The organism is Novosphingobium piscinae, assembly GCF_014230355.1.
Lineage (GTDB): Bacteria > Pseudomonadota > Alphaproteobacteria > Sphingomonadales > Sphingomonadaceae > Novosphingobium > Novosphingobium piscinae.
The window spans coordinates 1-15,562 of record NZ_JACLAX010000007.1; the positions used below are offsets into that span (position 1 = coordinate 1).

A 15,562-nucleotide genomic window follows, 5' to 3' on the forward strand; every position below is an offset into this window, starting at 1 on the left:
CCGACGCCGCTCTGGCCCCGAAAATACCGTCACCTGGCCCAACGACCGCTCCTAAGCACACTCTTAAGAGCACGCTTAAGAGCGCTCGCTGCCTACCCAGGCAAGGCGGCCCCCGCCGGATGGATACGTCTCGCCGGGATACCCTGCGAGATTTGCGTCACAGATTGGAAGGCAGCCCAGCCCAAAGCAGGCGGCTCGACTTCATCTTTCCGACTTTGCGCACCGCCAGGCAGCGGCGTGGTGAGGCACCGCGCGGTGTGGACGCAGGAGCGTGGGCAACAACTGCGTATAATGACGAACTTGAAGATCGTTACGGCACCATAACCAGCGCATTGCATCCCGAGGTGGTCTTGGAAGCTGTGTTCGAGCGCGGAGAGCTTCGGGTTCTGGCCGACGGCGCAACCATCATAAACGGCATCTTTGTTGGCCCGGTGGAAGGCCCATTCATCGCGGCCCAATGGAATGCCCGCCTCGATAGCTTCAACCCGCCAACCAACAATCCGGGGCGAGCGCTGGTCAATCTCCTTCGGAAACTGATCGTGACCGAAAATCAGGCTCTACGGGATCAGGTCATCGCGCTCGAACTCCAACAGCGCACGATGAAGGTAACTATCGCGCAACGGGAAGCGGCGCTGAATAATCAACTCTACGGCCTCTATGGGCTTACGGATGCCGAACGCCGGATGATCGAACAAGGGTAGGGCAACGGAACTAACATGAAGCAGCTCTCAAAACTGGCCTTATCTTGAGAAGTTTTGCTACTTCAACAACATGTCGTTTTGAAAACATCCAAGCTTTTGTCTTGTCTCGGCATGAAATCCATTTTCCACCAAGTTCCTTCAATTCTTCCTTAACGTCCTTGCTGTCGCCCCGAATTATAAAAGCTTTCTCGGTGTAATCTTCTAGCCAAACGTCGTCATCAGTAGTTGACGATGAAATTTTGGGAGTTTTGACTTTAATCTGTTTCTCTGAATCACCGGACTCTCTAGTCGATGCACGGACAGCTTCGACCGTCCTTTTGTCGATCATTGGTCCTGTATTCATTTCTCGCATGATTATTACTAGTTGCCTCGAAAGTTTTTGACTCAACTCATTAACTGAATAATAATCCTCTTGAATTCCTTTATCACGAATTGACGATTTGAACTCTTTCAGCTTCTTAAACTGTTCAATGTCAACGTTATCAAGATCAACTTGTGCTTTTGAGAAATAAAGCATAACTGGCTTCTTGTTGTTAAGAAACCACTTTATTTCTTCGACAGTTCCACTGTCCTCAACGCCAGTAGGGGAGCCGAGACGCGTCCAGAAGGCTCCGATAAGCATATCGCACCCGCGGACAACTTGATCGTTGATGATCCCTTGCGGGCGATCCCCCATAGAGGGAGCGCTGTGCGTCTCCCACATGACCGGCTGGAGCATTATGCCTTGCGTCTGTGCGTGCAGTGAATTCCACTCATGGAGACTTTGAGCAATGGCCTGCCGCTCATGGGGTACGTCGGACGGCGATGCAATCAACACGTTGTAAACGGTTGCAGAAAAAGGCATTTTCCCTCTCGACTTCCTCGGTGGCGTCCAAAAGATCATTACACAAGCCCACGATAGCGTGTTCGGCCAGCAATCCAACCTTGCACGTTAACAGGTTCCGGACATTGTATTCAGGGCTGACTGCTCTTTCATAGTTTGGCTGACGAGTGTATCTATATATCATTCTGGAGGACAGAAAATGGGCAGTCGTCGTCGAAATCAGCGGGTTTCTAAAGTATTCAATCTTCGTCGATCACAGGCGACGTTAGATTTTGTGGACGTCGACATAGAGCGAGACACCCGCGTATTTATTAGCCCGCGTGCGCTGACTTTGATGCAAACGGATTGGGGGGATGGATGTGTATCGCTCATCCAAAATTTCTTCGAGAGGGTTATTCAACTCATCAAAGATGGCAAGGACAGAGCTGCGGAAGCGTTGCTGCAAGAGCTGCGTGAACCCAACGAAACTCACTTAGGCATGTCGCGCGAGAAGTCACGTGGACGTGCTCTCGGAAATGAGTCGGCTCACGATGTCTGGACCGCACTCAGCCAGAGTGCAGCAGCGAAGTCCGGCCTAATCCGAGATCTTGAAGACACAGTTTTGCTTATCCCAGGAATTTCAGTCGACATTGTGTCTGATATTACGACGAACATTATTCGTGGCCCGTTGATTGAATATACGCAAGAGCAAGCGAATCAAATCGGCATCCCTCTTGAGCAGGGTATTCCTTCGGGTCCGATGTGGCATCCCAGTCGTGGAGAATGGATCACGCAGTTCGTTGATCTTCCAATGACGAAAACCGGAAAGCTTCTGCTTGTTCCTAAAGCGATTGTAAGGCGCACTTCGCTGTATGATACGCAATACTTTTATCGCCATTACATGCTTGAAGAAATGCAGCGTGAGGAATTGAAAGCTGGTTCAGCACTGGTGACGATGCTGAAAAAAGGGCCGAAGGTCCATAAGAAAGACCTCATCGAAAAATACGGCAGCAATAAAAAGGCTGTCATTGAACAGACGCTCAAACGACCCGACGTGTTGGATGAGTACCGCAATGAAGTGGGAAAACGACCTTTCCTGCCGCTTAGTCACGAAGACCTTGATCATGTCGAAGGCGACAAGCCGACTGATTGGGACGCGCTTTTGACAGCTGTGACGTCGCTCCGCACCGGGGCGGAACATGCGAGCGCATATGAGAAGACCATCGAGGCCTTGCTCACGGCATTGTTTTATCCCGACCTCGTGCATCCGGTTTACCAGCATGAAATTCATCAAGGTAGGAAAAGGATAGATATCAAATACACCAACATGGCAGGCGTAGGCTTCTTTGAGTGGCTCGCGAAGCACTACATGGCCCCCCAAATCTTCGTCGAATGCAAAAACTACCGCAGTGAGGTGGCCAATCCTGAACTCGACCAGCTTTCAGGGCGCTTCGGCAGGAGTCGGGGTAATGTTGGCATCCTTGTGGCCCGTCGGTTCGACGATAAGGCTAGGTTCGAGCAACGCTGCCGCGACACAGCGCTGGACGGTCGTGGGTACATCATTGCGCTAGATGACGATGACCTAACCGCTTTGGTAGCAGCCCGGAGAATAGAAAAGGAACCGCAATACCGGGAGTATCCCATCCTGCGGCAGCGTTTTGACGCTATTATCTCTTAGGGCTTGGCTGCGCTCAAAAGGGATTCCAAACTTCTAGATTCTTATATCGCGCGAGAAGCGGGCTTAGAGACGTCTGGCTCACGTGCCATCCCAAGCCCCCCCCCCGGGGGGGGGGCCCTCTCTGTCGCAAATCAGCGCTTTGGCTTGGCATTTTTGACAATGTGAGTGGGGATGCAGTGAGGGAACTTTTCAACTACGTCGACGACATCGCCTAACTCATTGAAAAATATGGTGCCGCTTACGTGACTCGAACACGTGACCCCATCATTACGAATGATGTGCTCTACCAACTGAGCTAAAGCGGCGCTGCCTGGGCGGGTGCCGGCGGGCAGGGGCGGCCTCTACAAGGTCGGGGCGGATCGTGCAATCCGTTTTGCGGCGGCTGTGCGTGGCTCAGCGGATGGGGGCCACGCTCACTGTGCAGCCGGCCCGGCGGGCCGCGCGCTTCTGGGCTTCCTGGAGCGACGAGGCCCGGACGGGAACCGGCTCCTGGTAGTAGCGGTAGGTTTCGGCAAAGGCCGGGGCATCGGCGAAGGCGATCGTGCGGCCGGGGCAGAGCCGGGCCAGGTCCGCGGGAAAGACCAGGCTGCCAAGCAGCAGGCGCGGGCGGTTGCTCAGATCGGGGCGGTTGAGGACGAAGTTGGTCCCGAACGGCAGGCTGGTGGAATCGACCACCACATAGTCGGCATCCAGCCGGGCGAAGGCCTGGGCGGCGCGGGCATAGGGGGCGATCATCGTCCGGACCATCGCCGCGTGCACCGGCAGCAGCACGGCGAAGGACAGCAGGCTCGACACCAGCAGCGCCCGCCGCGGCGTGCCGCCGTTGGCGCGCAGCCAGCGCCAGCCGAAGCCCCCCAGCAGGCAGAGGTTGCCGATCAGCCCGTGGAGATAGCGATAGCCCCAGCCGTGCCCCTGCGGCGGCAGCAGGATCAGCATGGCGACGAAGGTGACCGGCAGACCCCAGGCCAGCGCCCGGGCCAGATCGTCGCGCCCGGCGCAGCGCCAGGTTCCGACCAGCGCCAGCGGCACCAGCAGCACGTGCTGCCAGGTGATGAATCGCAGCAGGTTGCCGGCCATGACGCAGAGCGCGGTGACGTTGGGCGGGGTCAGCAGCGCGGCGATGCGCGGCAGGAAGCCGAACTGCTCGGCCGGCCCCGCGGGCAGGACCGTGGTGGCCTGGGCGGCCAGCCAGTGCGGCCAGGCCAGCCAGACCAGGCCGATCACCAGATAGCCGCCGCAATAGAGCGCCAGCGTGCGCCAGCGGCCCTGGCGCCGCAGCAGGTCGAGGAAGGGCAGCACGAACAGGGGATGGAACAGCGGCTGGTGGATGCCCGTGGCGAGCAGGCCGGTCAGCAGGGCCCCGGCGTGCCCGGCGCGGGTGCCGCGCAGGAACAGCGCGAGCCAGATCAGGTTGAAGGCCAGGTGCGTGGTCATCGCGAAGGCGGCCGTGCCGATCAGCACCACCTGCGACGAACCGGCATAGCCAAGCAGTACCACGCCCTGGGTGGCCCGGTCCCCTGGCCAGAGCCGCTCGGCGATCCGCCACAGGGCCAGCCCGCCCAGCCCGACCAGCACCGGGGAGACCAGTGACAGCGGGATGATCTGGCCCAGCAGCGCACGGATTGCGGCATTCACCGGCAGATAGCCCGAGACCAGTCCTTCGCGGTCGCCGATCGGGAACAGGAACAGGTCGTTGAGCCCGCTGAAGAACGGGATCATGGCGGGCGGAAACGGCCAGAACAGCCGGCCCGCGGCGAAGATCCGGGCGTCGAACACCGCCATGTGCTCGTCCCGGGTGAAATCGTGGTCGAACAGCACCTGGGTGCGGATCAGCCAGATGCCGCCCGCCAGCACCGCCAGCCCCGCCAGCACGGCCCAGCCCATGCCGTGGGCGGACGGACTGGCGGTCCGGCCTGCCTCCGCTGCCGCCGGCGTGGCCGCGGCGCGCGCGGCCAGGACCGGCCGCAGCCCTGCCAGCGCCAGCCAGGCGCCGATCCCTGCCGCCACCGGCAGATCCTGCCGCTCGGCACAGAACAGCGTGAGGAAAACCAGGCTGTCGGGGTACCAGGCATTGGGGGTGATCAGCAGCGCGAGTCCGCCGGACAGCGCCAGGATGGCCAGGGTGGCCAGCACCGCGCCGCGCAGCGCGCTGGCGGCACCGGTCGTCGGCGCCTGGTCGGTTGCTGGCGTGTCCGGCCTGAGCGCCATTGTTCATGTCCCTCGCTTCCCGCCCCAAAGCAGAGTTCCGCCACAGCGGCAAGGGGACGCTGGGGACAGGGCCGGAGCCGTCCGCCGGGAACCTGCTGCCAGGCAGCGGCGTTGAGGCAGCGATGGCCGGGATCACGCCGCGAGCACGGCCGGATCGAGGCTACACATCTGCCCCGGCGCGGCGCGGGGCGCGAGACTTGCCGGGGACCGCGATGAGCGAAGACACCACCAGACGCGGAACCATCGCCCAGGCCCAGGCGGCCGATGGGACAGGCTATGAACTGCGCTACTTCGCCCGCAAGCACGGCCTCACCACGGCCCAGGCCATGGCGCTGATCCGCCGGATCGGCAATGATCGGGCCAAGTTGAACGAGGCCGCGGTGCAGCTGCGGCGCAGCCTCTCCGGCCGCCCGGCCTGACCGCTGAGCGCGGCCGCGCTTGCCGGGCAGCGGCCGGAGGGTCTAGGTGGAGGCGGTGAGCGCCGCCGATTCTCCCCCGCCTGGCCCGGGGCCCGCCCAGCCGGGCCTGCCGCGCTCGGGCTGGGCGGCGCTGGGCCGCGGCCTGATGGGGCGCTGTCCGCGCTGCGCCGCCGGGCCGCTGTTCGGACGCTGGCTCAAGCCGCTCGCGGCCTGTCCGGCCTGCGCGGTCGACTGGACGCCGCAGCAGGCGGACGATTTCCCGGCCTATCTCTCGATCCTCGTCACCGGCCATCTGCTGGCCCCGGTCCTGATCGCCCTCGTGCGCGACTTCGAACTGGGTCCGGGCGCCCTCGCGGCGATCATCCTGCCGCTGGCGGCCGGGCTGATGATGGGCCTGCTGCAGCCGGCCAAGGGCGCGGTGATCGCGCTGCAGTGGTGGCACGGCCTGCACGGGTTCATCCGCGAACGCCGCGAGGTCTGACCCGCACTGCGGCCACGGCCCGGCAGCGCGGCTCAGCGTTCGCCGTCAAGGTTCTGCCGCAGGCGGGCCAGCAGTGTGCGCAGCTGGTCCTGCTCGATCGGCCCGAACCCGGCGAGGACGCCCCCGGTCACGTCGCTGACCGTGCCGCGCAGCTGCTCGAGCAGGCGCCCGCCAGCTGCCGTGAGGTGGAGCCGCCAGGTCCGCCGGTCCGCCGGGTCGGCCCGGCGCTCGACCAGCCCGGCCTTTTCCAGCCGGTCGATCATGCGTCCAGCGGTGATCGCCTCGACCTCAAGCTCGGCCGCGAGCACGGCCTGGCTCTCGCCCGGACGCGCGTTCAGCATGCCCAGCACGCGCCACTGCGAACCCGTCACCCCGAAGCTGCGCGCGGCGTTGTCGAACCGCTTGCGGAACATCCGGCTGATGTCGCTCGCCAAGAACACGATTTCCAGTTCGGGACTGTCGGTCGGGCGGGCCATCGCCCCGGCCTAGCACGAACCGTCCGCAAGTAAACGCTGCCCCGGAGCGGCCCGTTGCAGCCGGCGCGGAATGGTGTAACCGGCGGACGTTCGACGAGGATCATGGTGGAACTCCAATGAAGACCAAGCGCTTACTCTGCGGCAAGCCGATCACGCCGGTGGCGATGGGCTGCATGAACGTGTTCAACGTCTATGGCCCCTCGCTGCCGTGGGACGAGGCTGCGCGGGTGTTCGAGCAGGCCCTCGACCTGGGCTACGACCACTTCGACACCGCGCGGCTCTATGGCGCCGGTCGCAGCGAGGAGCTGATCGGCGAACGCCTGAGCCACCGCCGCGGCGAGTTCACCCTCGCGTCGAAGATGGGCATATTCGCGGCCGAGGGCCGGCGCTGGATCGACTGCCGTCCCGAGACGATCCGCACCGAATGCGAGATCAGCCTGCGCGCGCTGAAGACTGACCACATCGACCTCTACTACATGCATCGCCGGGACCGTTCGGTGCCGATCGAGGATTCGGTCGGGGAGATGGCCGAGCTGGTGGCCGAGGGGAAGATCGGCGGGATCGGCCTGTCCGAGATGAGCGCCGAGACCCTGCGCCGGGCTCATGCGACCCATCCGATCGCAGCGATGCAGACCGAGTATTCCCCGTTCTCGCGCAACGTCGAGATCGCCCTGCTCGAGGCCACTCGCGAACTCGGCGTGGCGCTGGTCGCCTTCTCGCCGATTGGACGCGGGGCGCTGGGCGGGGCGCTGCGCGATCCGGCGGGGCTGCCCCAGGGCGACCTGCGCGGAACCCTGCCACGATTCCAGGGCGAAAACTGGGAACACAACCTGGGCCTGATCGAGACCTTCGTGGGCCTGGCGGCCGGGGCCGGGGTCACCCCGGCGCAACTCGCGCTGGGCTGGGTCCTGGCGCGCGGCGATCACGTCATAGCCCTGCCGGGCACCCGGTCGCTCCCGCACCTGGCCGAGAACATCGCCCGTGCCGACTGGCGGCCCGACCCCGCCCTCGTCGCGCGGATCGACCAGTTGTTCGCGCCCGGGGCGGTAGCGGGCGGACGCTATACCCCGGCGTTGCAGGCGACGATCGAGACCGAGGAGTTCGCCTGAGCCGCTGGCCGGCTCAATGGCGGAACACGACGGTCTTGTGTCCGTCGAGGAACACGCGGTCCTCGAGATGCAGCTGCACGGCTTCGGCGAGCACGCGCCGCTCGATATCGCGGCCCTTGCGCACCAGGTCCTCGGGCGAATCCGCATGGCTGATCGCCTCGACGTCCTGATGGATGATCGGGCCCTCGTCGAGATCGGCGGTGACGTAGTGCGCGGTGGCGCCGATCATCTTGACCCCGCGGGCATGGGCCTGGTGGTAGGGCTTGGCGCCCTTGAAGCCGGGCAGGAACGAATGGTGGATGTTGATGCAGCGCCCGGCCAGGAAAGCGGCCATGTCGTCCGACAGGATCTGCATGTAGCGCGCCAGCACGATCAGTTCCGCTCCGGTCCCCTCGACCAGGGCCTTGATCGCCGCCTCCTGCTGCGGCTTGGTGTCCTTGGTGATCGGGAGGTGATGGAACGGCAGGCCGCCGATCGCGGGCACGTCAAGGGCTGTCCGCGGATGGTTGCTGGCGATCGCGACGACCTCCATCGGCAGTTCGCCGATCGCCTGCCGGTAGAGCAGGTCGCTCAGGCAATGGTCGAACTTGCTGACCAGCAGCAGGACCCGGCGCCGTTCGCCCGCGGCGCGCACCTGCCAGTCCATCCCCAGCCGGTTGGCGACCTCGGCCAGGCCGGCGCGCACCTGTTCGGGCGCCAGGTCGGCGCAGGCGAACTTGATCCGCATGAAAAAGAGGCCGGTATCGATCGCGTTGTACTGCTGCGCCTCGCGGATGTTACCGCCGAGCTGGAACAGCCGGCCGGTGACGGCGGCGACCAGACCGGGGCGGTCCAGGCAGGACAGGGTCAGGACGTATTCTTGCATCGGCGCGTTCTCTTGCCGTGGCCGGATCGCCGCGGCCCATGCGCCAGACGGCGGCGTGGGGCAAGTGGGGCCGCGCAACCGGAGCAGCCCCCAGCCCCTTCCCTTGCCGTCACGGGACTGTAACATCGCGGTCCCAAGCGGCAGGAAAGGCAGTCGTGTGAAGGGCAGGTTACAGGCGATGGACAAGCGCGAACAGGCCTTGCTGGCCGGCGAGGCCGCAGCGCCGGACAAGCCCTTCGCCGACGCCCGGCCGGCGTCGCTCTACTTCAACCGCGAGCTGAGCTGGCTGGAGTTCAACCGGCGCGTCCTGGCCGAGGCGCAGAACCCGCACTACCCGCTGCTCGAGCGGCTGCGCTTCCTGTCGATCTCGGGGAGCAATCTTGACGAGTTCATGATGGTGCGCGTCGCCGGGCTGCATGGCCAGGCGCAGCGCGGCATCGAGGAGACCTCGATCGACGGCCGCACCCCGGCGCTGCAGCTCTCGGCGATCCGCGATGCCGTGACCGGGCTGGTCGTCGCCCAGCAGGCCAGCCTCGAGGAGCTTGGCGTCCTGCTCGCCGCCGAGGGCATCCGCGTGGTCGCCGAGGACGAGGATCTCGGTCGTGCCGAGGCGCAGTGGATCGCCAACTACTTTGCCGAGCATATCCTGCCGATCATCACCCCGCAGGCGATCGATCCGGCGCACCCGTTCCCGTTCATCGCCAACCAGGGCATGGGCATCATGTTCTCGCTCACCCGGATCGCCGACAGCGCGCCGATGACCGAGATGGTGCTGATCCCGCCGGCCCTGCCGCGCTTCGTTCGGCTCCCGGCAGAAATCGCCGGCGAGGGGTCGGTCTGGGTCTCGATCGTCGAGCTGATCCGCCGTCACGCCGCGATCCTGTTCCCCGGCTTCCGGGTCCATGGCAACGGCGCCTTCCGGGTGCTGCGCGACAGCGACATCGAGATCGAGGAGGATGCCGAGGACCTCGTCCGCTACTTCCGCACCGCGATCCAGCGCCGCCGCCGCGGGCGGGTGATCCTGCTGCAGGTCGAGGACAGCTTCGATCCCGATGCCGAGGCCCTGCTGCGCCGCCAGCTGGGGCTGGAGACCGCGCTGGTCCTGCGGATGAGCGGGACGATCGATTTCGCCGGGCTCGCCGCGATCATCGAGGAGCCCAGACCGGAGCTCAAGTTCGAGCCCTATTCGCCGCGCTATCCCGAACGCATTCTCGAACATGACGGCGATTGCTTCGCCGCCATCCGCGAGAAGGACATCGTGATCCACCACCCCTACGAAAGCTTCGAGGTGGTGGTCGATTTCCTCCGGCAGGCCGCAGCCGATCCCGAGGTGGTGGCGATCAAGCAGACGCTGTACCGCGCCGGCAAGCAGTCCGCGGTGATCGCCGCGCTGATCGCCGCGGCCGAGGCGGGCAAGTCGGTCACCGCGGTGGTCGAGCTGAAGGCCCGCTTCGACGAGGAGCAGAACCTGCTCTGGGCCAGCCAGCTCGAACGCGCCGGAGTCCAGGTGATCTACGGCTTCGTCGACTGGAAGACCCATGCCAAGGTGTCGATGGTGGTCCGCCGCGAGGGGGAGGGCTATCGCACCTATTGCCACTTCGGCACCGGCAACTATCACCCGGTCACCGCACGGATCTACACCGACCTCAGCTTCTTCACCGCCGATCCCAAGGCCGGGCGCGACGTGGGGCAGCTGTTCAACTTCATCACCGGCTATGTCGAGCCCAAGGCGACCGAGCTGCTGGCGATCTCGCCGCTGACGCTGCGCACCAGGCTGTACGAGCTGATCGATGCGGAGATCGCCTTCGCCCGGGCGGGCAAGCCGGCCACGATCTGGGCCAAGCTCAACTCGCTGACCGACGAGGCGCTGATCGACCGGCTCTATGCCGCCAGCCAGGCGGGCGTGGACATCAGCCTGGTGGTGCGCGGGATCTGCTGCCTGCGCCCGGGCCTGCCCGGCCTGTCCGAGCGGATCACGGTCAAGTCGATCCTTGGCCGTTTTCTCGAGCACAGCCGGATCTGGGCCTTCGGCAACGGCGCGCCGCTGCCCAATGCCAAGGGCAAGGTCTATATCTCGTCGGCGGACGGGATGAGCCGCAATCTTGACCGCCGGGTCGAGCTGCTGGTGCCGATCCGCAACAAGACCGTGCACGATCAGGTGCTCGACCAGGTCATGCTGGCGAACCTGCTCGATACCGAGCAGAGCTGGGTGCTGGCTCCCGACGGCAGCTACCGCCGGCTCGACCCTGGCCCAAAGCCGTTCAACCTCCACAGGTATTTCATGACCAACCCCTCGCTTTCCGGGCGCGGGGCTGCTTTGGCGAGCGGACGCAAGGTGCCCAAGCTGGCGCTGCGGCGCGGCGGCGGGCGCTAGGACCGCCGGAGCGGGTGGACAGACGGGGATGGCAATGCAGGACCGTGGCGCGACCTCCGTGCTGGCTGCCGACGCGCTGGCCTCTGATGTGCTGGCCCCTGATGTGCTGGCTCCGGCCCGGGCCATCATCGACATCGGATCGAACACGGTTCGCCTGGTGATCTACGGCGGCCCGCCCCGCGCGCCGGTCGTGCTCCACAACGAAAAGGTCACCGCCCGCCTCGGCAAGGCCGTGGCCGAACGCGGCGTGCTGTCGGACAAGGCCCAGCAGGCGGCGCTGGCCGCGCTGGCGCGCTATCGCCTGCTGCTCGACCTGCGCGGGGTGCCGCAGGTTGACGTGGTGGCCACGGCCGCGGTGCGCGATGCGACGAACGGCGGCGATTTCCTGACGGCCGTGACCGCGCTGGGCTTTGCCCCGCGCCTGCTGTCCGGCGAGGAGGAGGCCGAAACCAGCGCGATGGGCGTGATCGGCGCCTTCCCCGGGGCGCGGGGCGTGGTGGCCGATCTGGGGGGCGGCAGCCTCGAGCTGGTCGACGTGGCGGATCAGGCCGCCAGCCACGGGGTGAGCATGCCGCTTGGCACCCTGCGCCTGCCGGCCCTGCGCAGCGAAGGGCTGCAGGCCTTCCGCCGCCACATCGCCGCCAGTCTCGACCAGGCCGGCTGGACCGCCACGCCCGGCCAGACGCTGTATCTGGTTGGCGGATCGTTCCGGGCCTTTGCCCGCTATGTCCTGGCCCAGGACAAGGCCGCGCTCGATGATCCGCATGGCTATGCCCTGGCACCCGATGCGGCGATGGAGGCGGCGCGGGCGCTGGCCCGGCGCAAGGCCGGCTCGCTCGACGAGGTCCCCGGCATTTCCGGCGCCCGCCTCGCCAGCCTGCCCGATGCGGCGGCGCTGCTGCTGGCTCTGATCGAGGCGCTGCAGCCGGCCCGGCTGGTCTTCTCAGCCTGGGGGCTGCGCGAGGGGCTGCTTTACGCCAGCCTGCCGCCGGGGTTGCGCCGGCAGGACCCGCTGCTGGCCGGGATCACCGCCTTCACGCGCCAGCGCGGGGTCTTGCCGGCCACCGCCGCCCTGGTGGCCGACTGGACCGCGGCAGGGTGCCTTCCCGCCGGGGCTGCGGCCGAGGGCGAGCGGCTGCGACTGGCCGCGACCATGCTGATCCTCGCCGCGGCGCTGGTCGAGCCCAACCTGCGCACCGAACTCGCGGAGATCTGGGCCATGCGCAAGCGCTGGATCGGGGTGACCAACCGCGAACGCGCGATGCTGGCCGCCGCGCTGCTGGCGGGCAGTGCCCAGCTCGTGCTCCCGCCCGAATGGCGGGACCTGAACGCCCCGGCCGATCTGCGCGCGGCCCAGGCCTGGGGACTGGGAGCCCGGCTGTGCCGGCGGTTCTCCGGCCATTCCCCGCGCGCGCTGAGCGGCAGCGCGTTGCAGCAGGAGGGCAACCGCCTGGTCCTGGTGGTCCAGCCGGCCTTCGCCGTGCTGGTCAACGAGGGCGTCGAGCGCGATCTCAAGGCGCTTGGCGGCCTGCTCGGCCTCGACACCGGCTGGCGTACCGAGGGCTAGTCGGCTTGAGCGGGCTCGCTGGGTGTCCCGCCCAACTCCCGCTTAGGGCTGGCCCCGATAGAGCATGGCCACGTTGCACCGCGCATAGCGGGTGCCGTAACGCGCCATGATCCCTGCATCGTGGACGAAGCCCAATTTGGCGTAGAGGTGGATGGCGGCGGCGCATTTCGCATTGGTCAACAGGTAGAGCGGATCAGCGCCGAGGGTCCGAGCCCTGTCGATCATCGCGGCCAGCAGGAACTCGCCTGCCTTCAGCCCGCGCGCGCTCTCACGCACTCCCATCTTGGTCAGCTCGAAGCTGGTCGGGCCGGTCTTCTGCAGGGCGCAGGTGCCCACCACGCCCAGTCCTGGGGCCTCGACGAACAGGATCGTCCCGCCCGGAGCGATGATCCGGGACTGCGGGTTCTCGAGTACCTCGCGATCGGTCGGCTCGAGCGCGAACATCGCGCCGATCCACTGCGCGTTGATGTCGTGGAAATCAGCCGCCAGGGCGGGTTCGAACTCGCGCAGACGAAGACCTCCGGGCCGCGCGCGGGCGGCGCGTTCAGCGATCGAGGCCGCATCGAGGGCGCGCTCGATCGCCGCGATCTGAGGCAGGAAGGGGGCGGACAGATCGGCCAGCAGCTCTTCGGCGGCCACCCCGATCCGCGGCCAGAGGTCAGTAGCCGCCTGCTGCGCCGCCGCCTCACCCGCAGCGGTGAGCGCGAGCCGCCGGGTTCTCTGGTCGGCACAGGTGGCACGGTCGAGGATGCCGAGCGCGACCAGTTGGCCGACGCTGCGCGTCACGGCGGGCTGGCTGATCCCGATCACCTCGGATAGCTGGCCGATCGTCATCGCCCCGCCGCGCAGTGCGGCGAGGATTGCCATATGCCCGGGCTGGAGTGGCAAGCCGGCCTCGGCGATCGTCGCCATGGCCCCGGCCTGTAGCCGCTCGGCCAAGCGCTTGAGCCGGCTGCCGAGGAACGATGGGCCCATGTCCGCGATAACATCATACATACAGCAATCTCCATAGCGCGTTATATAACACGCTATGGAGATTGCGACTCAAGTCAAGAGCATGGTCCGCCTTGGTACGTCACAGCCGGCATCGACCCGATGGCTTCAAGGCACCCAGACGATGGGGCCGCGCATGCGTACCTCTCCCCGGTCGCGAAGTGGCTTAGGCAGCCAGAGTCAGCGGCCTACTTGCACTTGATGAACTTGCCCTTGGCATCGCGGCACGGGCCCTTCTTGGCCGGCGCGGCAGCGGCCGGCGGGCACTTGATGAACTTGCCCTTGGCGTCCTTGCAGGGCGCGGCGCTGACCGCGACCGGGGCGGCAAGCACGGCGAGGGCGGCGGCCACCGCGATGGCAAACTGGCGCATGGTGTCTCTCTCCTCGGGAAGGAAGCTCCCGAAGCCGGAAGCTGCCATTCCGGCACGGATCACGCACAGGACTTAACCGCGATTTTTCAATTGTTTACAGTTACGGCCAGCCAACCTTGGCGGTATTTCATGCGATTTCAGGCGGTTACTGCAGCCCGAGGAACAGCCCGGCCAGCGCCGCGCTCATCAGGTTCGACAGGCTGCCGGCGACCAGCGCCTTGATCCCCAGCCGCGCGATCACCGGGCGCTGGTTGGGGGCCAGCCCGCCGGTCACCGCCATCTGGATCGCGATCGAGCTGAAGTTGGCGAAGCCGCACAGCGCGAAGGTGACGATCGCCACGGTCCGCTCCGACAGGCTGGTGGCGGCGCCCAGGTTGATGAACGAGACGAATTCATTGAGCACCACCTTGGTCCCGAAGAACCCGCCGGCGGCGGTGGCCTCGGCCCAGGTCGGCGCCCCGAGCAGGTAGAACACCGGCGCGAAGAGCGTGCCCAGCACGCCCTGGAACGAGAGGTCAGGGCGGCCGAACCAGCCGCCAATCCCGGCGAGGATGCCGTTGGCCAGCGCCACCAGCGCGACGAAGGCCAGCACCATGGCGCCCACCGCCACAGCCAGCTTCAGCCCGGTCTGCGCGCCCTGGGCGGCGGCCATGATCAGGTTGGCGGGGCGTTCCTCGTCGTGGTCGTCGGGGATCACCTCGATCACCGGCACGCCGGGCGGTCCGGCGATGATCTCGCGGTGGAGATCGCTCTCGTCGACCGCCTGGTCCGGCGGGCTGGGGCGCGGATCGGGCATGATGATCTTGGCCATCAGGATCCCCCCCGGCGCCGACATGAAGGCCGCGGCGACCAGATAGTCGATGCGGATGCCCATGCTGGCATAGGCCGCGAGGATCGTCCCGGCGACCCCGGCCATGCCGACGGTCATCACGCAGAACAGCTGCGACGGGGCAAGGCCGGCGAGATAGGGCCGGATCACCAGCGGCGCCTCCGACTGGCCGACGAAGATGTTCGAGGCCGCGCAGAGGCTTTCGACCTTGCTGATCCCGGTCACCTTTTCCAGCCCGCCGCCGATCCAGCGGATCATCAGCTGCATCACGCCGACGTGGTAGAGCACCGAAATCAGCGCGGCGAAGAAGATGATCACCGGCAGCGCCGAGATGGCGAAGCTGGTCCCGCCGATCTCGGGCTTGGCCAGCGGGCCGAACAGGAACTCGACCCCGGCATGGGCATAGCCCAGCAGTTCGCCCACGGCATGCGAGGCGCCGTTGAGCGCGGCGCGCCCCGCCGGGACGTAGAGCACCAGCCCGGCCAGCCCGGCCTGCAGCGCGAAGGCGGCGCCAACCACGCGCGGACGGATTGCGCGGCGTTCGGCCGAGAGCAGGACCGCGACCAGGAGGATGAGCGCCATGCCGAGCAGGCTGAGGAGAATGTGCATGGGGGCCCATGCTAGTTGCCGGCGCGGGCCGTGGGAAGCCCCGGCGCCGGCTTGCCCCCGTGCTTTCCCGGGGATGGCGC

The 15,562-nt window shown here is 66.1% G+C and carries 14 protein-coding genes and 1 tRNA gene; 7 read left to right on the forward strand and 8 right to left on the reverse strand.

From position 1 onward, the window contains the following. The first annotated feature begins 119 nt into the window (after positions 1 to 119). Positions 120 to 701 carry a hypothetical protein gene (locus tag H7F53_RS08435; RefSeq protein WP_185679064.1) on the forward strand — a complete coding sequence of 194 codons (582 nt, stop codon included), beginning with the start codon at positions 120 to 122 and terminating at the stop codon, positions 699 to 701. Positions 702 to 711: 10 nt separating this feature from the next. Here the strand turns inward: H7F53_RS08435 and H7F53_RS08440 are convergent, their stop codons facing one another. Beyond that, positions 712 to 1,545 carry a hypothetical protein gene (locus tag H7F53_RS08440; RefSeq protein WP_185679065.1) on the reverse strand — a complete coding sequence of 278 codons (834 nt, stop codon included), beginning with the start codon at positions 1,543 to 1,545 and terminating at the stop codon, positions 712 to 714. Positions 1,546 to 1,723: 178 nt separating this feature from the next. Here H7F53_RS08440 and H7F53_RS08445 point away from each other — a divergent pair, with 178 nt between their 5' ends. Beyond that, positions 1,724 to 3,181 carry a hypothetical protein gene (locus H7F53_RS08445; protein ID WP_185679066.1) on the forward strand — a complete coding sequence of 486 codons (1,458 nt, stop codon included), beginning with the start codon at positions 1,724 to 1,726 and terminating at the stop codon, positions 3,179 to 3,181. Between the two features lie 229 nt (positions 3,182 to 3,410). Here the strand turns inward: H7F53_RS08445 and H7F53_RS08450 are convergent. Both H7F53_RS08450 and H7F53_RS08455 read right to left on the reverse strand, forming a co-directional pair. Continuing rightward, positions 3,411 to 3,486: transfer RNA gene (locus tag H7F53_RS08450), tRNA-Thr, on the reverse strand. An 88-nt stretch (positions 3,487 to 3,574) separates the two neighbouring features. After that, positions 3,575 to 5,389 (reverse strand): hypothetical protein, encoded by a 1,815-nt coding sequence (locus H7F53_RS08455; RefSeq protein ID WP_185679067.1) that lies wholly within the window; start codon positions 5,387 to 5,389, stop codon positions 3,575 to 3,577. 212 nt (positions 5,390 to 5,601) lie between these two features. Between H7F53_RS08455 and H7F53_RS08460 the strand changes: the two genes are divergently transcribed. Further along, positions 5,602 to 5,808, forward strand: coding sequence for a DUF3606 domain-containing protein (locus H7F53_RS08460; RefSeq protein ID WP_185679068.1), 207 nt, complete (start codon positions 5,602 to 5,604; stop codon positions 5,806 to 5,808). 145 nt (positions 5,809 to 5,953) lie between these two features. Beyond that, complete coding sequence (locus tag H7F53_RS08465) at positions 5,954 to 6,289, forward strand: DUF983 domain-containing protein (RefSeq protein WP_185679215.1); 336 nt, start codon at positions 5,954 to 5,956, stop codon at positions 6,287 to 6,289. Positions 6,290 to 6,321: 32 nt separating this feature from the next. Here H7F53_RS08465 and H7F53_RS08470 read toward each other — a convergent pair whose 3' ends face one another. Beyond that, the gene (locus H7F53_RS08470; protein ID WP_185679069.1) at positions 6,322 to 6,765 is read right to left on the reverse strand and encodes a MarR family winged helix-turn-helix transcriptional regulator; all 444 of its coding nucleotides are present in this window, start codon (positions 6,763 to 6,765) and stop codon (positions 6,322 to 6,324) included. Between the two features lie 116 nt (positions 6,766 to 6,881). Here H7F53_RS08470 and H7F53_RS08475 point away from each other — a divergent pair, with 116 nt between their 5' ends. Next, positions 6,882 to 7,874 (forward strand): aldo/keto reductase, encoded by a 993-nt coding sequence (locus H7F53_RS08475; protein ID WP_185679070.1) that lies wholly within the window; start codon positions 6,882 to 6,884, stop codon positions 7,872 to 7,874. Between the two features lie 13 nt (positions 7,875 to 7,887). Here H7F53_RS08475 and purU read toward each other — a convergent pair whose 3' ends face one another. Beyond that, a complete protein-coding gene (gene purU, locus H7F53_RS08480) occupies positions 7,888 to 8,739 on the reverse strand; it encodes a formyltetrahydrofolate deformylase (RefSeq protein WP_185679071.1) in 852 nt (283 codons plus the stop codon). Positions 8,740 to 8,917: 178 nt separating this feature from the next. Between purU and H7F53_RS08485 the strand changes: the two genes are divergently transcribed. Together H7F53_RS08485 and H7F53_RS08490 are read left to right on the forward strand one after the other, a co-directional pair. Beyond that, positions 8,918 to 11,113, forward strand: coding sequence for an RNA degradosome polyphosphate kinase (locus H7F53_RS08485; protein WP_185679072.1), 2,196 nt, complete (start codon positions 8,918 to 8,920; stop codon positions 11,111 to 11,113). 28 nt (positions 11,114 to 11,141) lie between these two features. After that, positions 11,142 to 12,680, forward strand: coding sequence for a Ppx/GppA phosphatase family protein (locus H7F53_RS08490; RefSeq protein WP_246438780.1), 1,539 nt, complete (start codon positions 11,142 to 11,144; stop codon positions 12,678 to 12,680). 42 nt (positions 12,681 to 12,722) lie between these two features. Here the strand turns inward: H7F53_RS08490 and H7F53_RS08495 are convergent, their stop codons facing one another. The 3 genes from H7F53_RS08495 to H7F53_RS08505 all read right to left on the reverse strand — a co-directional run bounded on the left by H7F53_RS08495 (position 12,723) and on the right by H7F53_RS08505 (position 15,482). Continuing rightward, positions 12,723 to 13,676 carry a bifunctional helix-turn-helix transcriptional regulator/GNAT family N-acetyltransferase gene (locus H7F53_RS08495; protein ID WP_185679073.1) on the reverse strand — a complete coding sequence of 318 codons (954 nt, stop codon included), beginning with the start codon at positions 13,674 to 13,676 and terminating at the stop codon, positions 12,723 to 12,725. Between the two features lie 185 nt (positions 13,677 to 13,861). Next, positions 13,862 to 14,044, reverse strand: coding sequence for a hypothetical protein (locus H7F53_RS08500; protein ID WP_185679074.1), 183 nt, complete (start codon positions 14,042 to 14,044; stop codon positions 13,862 to 13,864). A 145-nt stretch (positions 14,045 to 14,189) separates the two neighbouring features. Then, positions 14,190 to 15,482, reverse strand: a complete 1,293-nt coding sequence (locus H7F53_RS08505; RefSeq protein ID WP_185679075.1) for a NupC/NupG family nucleoside CNT transporter — start codon at positions 15,480 to 15,482, stop codon at positions 14,190 to 14,192. Between the last annotated feature and the right edge of the window lie 80 nt (positions 15,483 to 15,562).

What these genes read in the sequence shown, in the direction of transcription:
- H7F53_RS08435 (WP_185679064.1), top strand. Translation starts at nt 120, where the DNA reads ATGGATACGTCTCGCCGGGATACCCTGCGAGATTTGCGTCACAGATTG.
- H7F53_RS08440 (WP_185679065.1), bottom strand. Translation starts at nt 1,545, where the DNA reads ATGCCTTTTTCTGCAACCGTTTACAACGTGTTGATTGCATCGCCGTCC.
- H7F53_RS08445 (WP_185679066.1), top strand. Translation starts at nt 1,724, where the DNA reads ATGGGCAGTCGTCGTCGAAATCAGCGGGTTTCTAAAGTATTCAATCTT.
- H7F53_RS08455 (WP_185679067.1), bottom strand. Translation starts at nt 5,389, where the DNA reads ATGGCGCTCAGGCCGGACACGCCAGCAACCGACCAGGCGCCGACGACC.
- H7F53_RS08460 (WP_185679068.1), top strand. Translation starts at nt 5,602, where the DNA reads ATGAGCGAAGACACCACCAGACGCGGAACCATCGCCCAGGCCCAGGCG.
- H7F53_RS08465 (WP_185679215.1), top strand. Translation starts at nt 5,954, where the DNA reads ATGGGGCGCTGTCCGCGCTGCGCCGCCGGGCCGCTGTTCGGACGCTGG.
- H7F53_RS08470 (WP_185679069.1), bottom strand. Translation starts at nt 6,765, where the DNA reads ATGGCCCGCCCGACCGACAGTCCCGAACTGGAAATCGTGTTCTTGGCG.
- H7F53_RS08475 (WP_185679070.1), top strand. Translation starts at nt 6,882, where the DNA reads ATGAAGACCAAGCGCTTACTCTGCGGCAAGCCGATCACGCCGGTGGCG.
- purU (WP_185679071.1), bottom strand. Translation starts at nt 8,739, where the DNA reads ATGCAAGAATACGTCCTGACCCTGTCCTGCCTGGACCGCCCCGGTCTG.
- H7F53_RS08485 (WP_185679072.1), top strand. Translation starts at nt 8,918, where the DNA reads ATGGACAAGCGCGAACAGGCCTTGCTGGCCGGCGAGGCCGCAGCGCCG.
- H7F53_RS08490 (WP_246438780.1), top strand. Translation starts at nt 11,142, where the DNA reads ATGGCAATGCAGGACCGTGGCGCGACCTCCGTGCTGGCTGCCGACGCG.
- H7F53_RS08495 (WP_185679073.1), bottom strand. Translation starts at nt 13,676, where the DNA reads ATGTATGATGTTATCGCGGACATGGGCCCATCGTTCCTCGGCAGCCGG.
- H7F53_RS08500 (WP_185679074.1), bottom strand. Translation starts at nt 14,044, where the DNA reads ATGCGCCAGTTTGCCATCGCGGTGGCCGCCGCCCTCGCCGTGCTTGCC.
- H7F53_RS08505 (WP_185679075.1), bottom strand. Translation starts at nt 15,482, where the DNA reads ATGCACATTCTCCTCAGCCTGCTCGGCATGGCGCTCATCCTCCTGGTC.